This is a genomic window from Bradyrhizobium sp. (assembly GCF_016462955.1).
Lineage (GTDB): Bacteria > Pseudomonadota > Alphaproteobacteria > Rhizobiales > Xanthobacteraceae > Bradyrhizobium.
Genome location: NZ_JAEMSD010000524.1, coordinates 1 through 3,961 on the forward strand (window position 1 = coordinate 1; position 3,961 = coordinate 3,961).

At 63.2% G+C, this 3,961-nt stretch carries 4 protein-coding genes; all 4 read left to right on the forward strand.

The features are described 5' to 3' along the window. On the forward strand, positions 1-784 hold a 784-nt coding region (locus tag JHD07_RS33415; protein WP_291629896.1), incomplete at its 5' end, for an ABC transporter ATP-binding protein. A gap of 45 nt (positions 785-829) precedes the next feature. Then, on the forward strand, positions 830-2,119 hold the full coding sequence (locus JHD07_RS33420) for an extracellular solute-binding protein (RefSeq protein ID WP_291629898.1): 1,290 nt from the start codon (positions 830-832) through the stop codon (positions 2,117-2,119). 11 nt (positions 2,120-2,130) lie between these two features. Then, positions 2,131-3,084 carry an ABC transporter permease gene (locus JHD07_RS33425; RefSeq protein WP_291629900.1) on the forward strand — a complete coding sequence of 318 codons (954 nt, stop codon included), beginning with the start codon at positions 2,131-2,133 and terminating at the stop codon, positions 3,082-3,084. A 3-nt stretch (positions 3,085-3,087) separates the two neighbouring features. Then, positions 3,088-3,961: ABC transporter permease (locus tag JHD07_RS33430; protein ID WP_291629903.1), on the forward strand; the 874-nt coding region annotated here is incomplete at its 3' end.

The following is a 3,961-nucleotide window of genomic DNA, read 5'->3' on the forward strand; positions in this document are numbered from 1 at the left end:
GAACGTCACCGACCTCGAGCCCGCCAAGCGCGGCACTGCGATGATGTTCCAGTCCTACGCGCTGTTTCCGCACCTCACCGTGCTCGACAACGTCGCCTTCGCATTGAAGATGCGCGGCATTGACAAGCCGACGCGGCACCGGCGCGCCGGCGAATTGCTCGAGCTGGTCGCGATGAGCCAATATGCGGGCCGGCTTCCGGCGCAGCTCTCCGGCGGCCAGCAGCAGCGCGTGGCGCTCGCCCGCGCGCTGATCACCGAGCCCCAGATCCTCCTGCTCGACGAGCCGCTCTCCGCGCTCGATCCGTTCCTGCGCGTCAAGATGCGGGGCGAGTTGAAGCGGCTGCAGCGCGAGCTCGGCATCAGCTTCATCCAGGTCACCCACGGCCAGGAAGAGGCGATGGCGCTCGCCGACCACATCGTGGTGATGAACCAGGGCCGGATCGAGCAGCAGGGCACGGCCCGCGACATCTTCCATCATCCCCGCACCGAATTCGTGGCGCGCTTCATCGGCGGTCACAACGTGCTCAGCGACGCCGGCAAGCTGATCGCCGTGCGTGCCGATCAGCTCGGCATCGTGCCGTTCACCGAGGGCGCGTTCGGCGCGCCGGCGCTGCTGACCCAGACCGAGTACCAGGGCTCCTACATTGCCGTCTCGCTCACGCTCGACGACGGCACCGCCCTGTTCTCCCACCTTCCCGAGACCACCTTCGACGTCCACCCGTTCCGCGCGGGCGATCGCGTGCTCGCCACATGGGATCCCGCCAAGGCGCAACGCCTGCAATAGCGCCAGTCACGACAGAAAATGCGTAAACACAGAGGAGTGAACGAAATGACCGAGACGACCAGGACAACCGGCGTCAGCCGCCGCACGCTATTGAAGGGCACCGCGGGTCTCGCCGGCCTCGCCGCCGGCTCCGGCGCCATCACCGGCTTCCCCTATGTGAAGTCGGCCGATGCGAAGGTGCTGCGTTATCTCGGCACCGCCGTGAACGAGGGCGACGACATCGCCAAGCAGTGCCTGAAGGACACCGGCATCAAGATCGAATACATCACCGCGACCACCGACGACGTCACCAAGCGCGTGATGACCCAGCCGAACTCCTTCGACGTGCTCGATACCGAATATTTCTCGTTGAAGAAGATCGTGCCGTCCGGCAACATCCTTGCGCTCGACGCCAGGAAGATCAAGGAATTCGGCAACATCACGCCCGTCTTCACCAAGGGCGAGACGCCCGGCGGCAAGAAGATCGGCGGTCAGGGCACCGCGCCCTGGAAGGTGCTCTATCTCGAAGGCAAGGATTCCAAGAAGTTCGCGACGTCGGCGACCGAATTCGTGACGCTGATCCCGACCGTCTACAACGCTGACACGCTCGGCATCCGCCCCGACCTGATCAAGCGGCCGATCAGCTCCTGGTCCGAGCTGCTCAATCCCGAGTTCAAGGGCAAGGCCTCGATTCTCAACATCCCCTCGATCGGCATCATGGACGCCGCGATGGTCGTGGAAGCCACCGGCAAGCACAAATATGCCGACAAGGGCAACATGACCAAGGAAGAGATCGATCTCACCATGAAGGTGATGACCGAAGCCAAGAAGGCCGGCCAGTTCCGCGCCTTCTGGAAAGACTTCAACGAGAGCGTCAACCTGATGGCGTCGGGCGAGACCGTGATCCAGTCGATGTGGTCGCCGGCGGTGACGAAGGTGCGCTCGATGGGTATCCCCTGCACCTTCCAGCCTCTCAAGGAAGGCTATCGCTCCTGGGCCTCGGGCTTCTGCGTCTCCAAGGGAGTCTCGGGTGCCAAGCTGGAATGGGCCTATGAGTTCGTCAACTGGTTTCTATCAGGCTATGCCGGCGCCTATCTCAACCGCCAGGGCTATTACTCCGCCGTGCTCTCCACCGCCAAGGCGCATATGGAGCCGTACGAGTGGGCTTATTGGATGGAAGGCAAGCCGGCCGAGAAGGACATCAAGGCGCCCGACGGTTCGCTGCTGGAGAAGGCCGGCGCGGTCCGCGACGGCGGCTCCTACGAGGACCGCATGGGCGGCGTCGCCTGCTGGAACGCGGTGATGGACGAGAACGACTACATGGTCCGCAAGTGGAATGAGTTCATCGCGGCGTAGGCGTAACGGACATGTCGGAAGAAGTCCTGCAACAGGCAACCCCGGGCTTGATCCCGGGGTCGGGCACAGCGCGCGCCGCCAAGCCGACGCGCCTGTCGCCGTCCTTGATCTCCTGGCTTCAGGCCGGGCCGATGATGCTGGTGTTTCTCGCCTTCTTCCTCATTCCGCTCGTCTTCGTCGTCATCGTCTCGTTCTGGGATTACAACGAATACCAGCTGCTGCCGGCGTTCTCCGGCCGCGGCTACACCGACACGTTCGAGGGCTGCCTCGCGCAGCTCCCCGAGCTGTGCACGATCGGCAGGACCTATGTGAAGACGCTGAAGCTCTGCTTCATGGTCTGGGCCATCACGCTCTTCATCGGCTTCTGGGTCGCCTACTTCCTCGCCTTCCACGTCAGGTCCAAGACCTGGCAGATGGGATTGTCGCTGCTGTGCACGATCCCGTTCTGGACCTCCAACGTGATCCGCATGATCGCCTGGATCCCGCTGCTCGGGCGCAACGGCCTCGTCAACTCGGGCCTGATGAAGACGGGCCTGATCAACCATCCGATCGAATGGCTGCTGTTCTCCGAATTCTCGGTGGTGCTGGCGCTGGTTCACCTCTTCACCTTCTTCATGGTGGTGCCGATCTTCAACTCGATGGTGCGCATCGACAAGTCGCTGATCGAGGCCGCCTATGATGCCGGCGCCAGCGGCTTCCAGACCCTCGTCAACGTGATCATTCCGCTGTCCAAGCCCGGCATCGTGATCGGCTCGATCTTCGTCATCACCATCGTGATGGGCGATTTCATCACCATCGGCGTCATGGGCGGCCAGCAGATCGCCGCCGCCGGCAAGATCATCGAGACGCGGGTCAACGCCCTGCAATTCCCGGCGGCCGCGGCCAATGCCGTGATCCTGCTCGTCATCACCTTCCTGATCATCACGATGATGTCGCGCATCGTCGACATCAAGAAAGAGCTCTAGAGCATGACGGAAGGACGCCCGCGCTCGTTCTACGTGCTCGCGATCTTCTTCGCGGCCTATGTGCTGTTCCTTTATGGGCCGATGATCGCGATCTACGTGCTGTCGTTCCAGGGGCCGCAGGGCGGCCTCACCTTTCCGATGAACGGCGTCTCGACCTTCTGGATCGCAAAGCTGTTCCAAGGCACCGGCATCGTCGATCTCGGCGCCGCCTTCCGCCGCTCGCTGCTGCTCGGCATCGTCGTGATGATCGTCACCGTGGTGCTGTCAGTCGCCGCCGGGATGGCGTTCCGGCGCAAGTTTTGGGCGCAGAGCATTTTGTTCTATTCGGCGATCGCCAGCCTGATCGTGCCCTCGATCATCACCTCGCTCGGCATCTCGCTCGAGTTCCGCATCATCGACGACCTGATCAAGGCGCATTGGAACGAGAATTTCGAGACCTCGATGGGCCTGCTCACGTCCGGGCTCGGCGCGCACCTGACCTGGACGCTGCCGTTCGGCCTGCTGATCATGTTTGCGATCTTCAACCGCTTCGACCCGCGCCTCGAGGAAGCCGCGCGCGATCTCGGCGCCACGCCGTGGCAGACGTTCCGTTATGTGGTGCTGCCGATCATCCTGCCCTCCGTGATCGGCATCGGGCTGTTCGGCTTCACCCTCTCCTGGGACGAGCTCGCGCGCTCCAGCCAGGCGATCGGGGCCGTCAATACATTGCCGCTCGATCTTCAGGGGCTCACCACGACCGTGACGAACCCCGACATCTATGCACTCGGCACCGTGATCTCGGCGGTCTCGTTCACGGTCATCGCGCTTGCGCTCGGCACCATCGCCATGCTCAACAAGCGGCAGGCGGCCAAGGGCTCTGACGCCGGCAAGGGAATGG

What these genes read in the sequence shown, in the direction of transcription:
- JHD07_RS33425 (WP_291629900.1), top strand. Translation starts at nt 2,131, where the DNA reads ATGTCGGAAGAAGTCCTGCAACAGGCAACCCCGGGCTTGATCCCGGGG.
- JHD07_RS33420 (WP_291629898.1), top strand. Translation starts at nt 830, where the DNA reads ATGACCGAGACGACCAGGACAACCGGCGTCAGCCGCCGCACGCTATTG.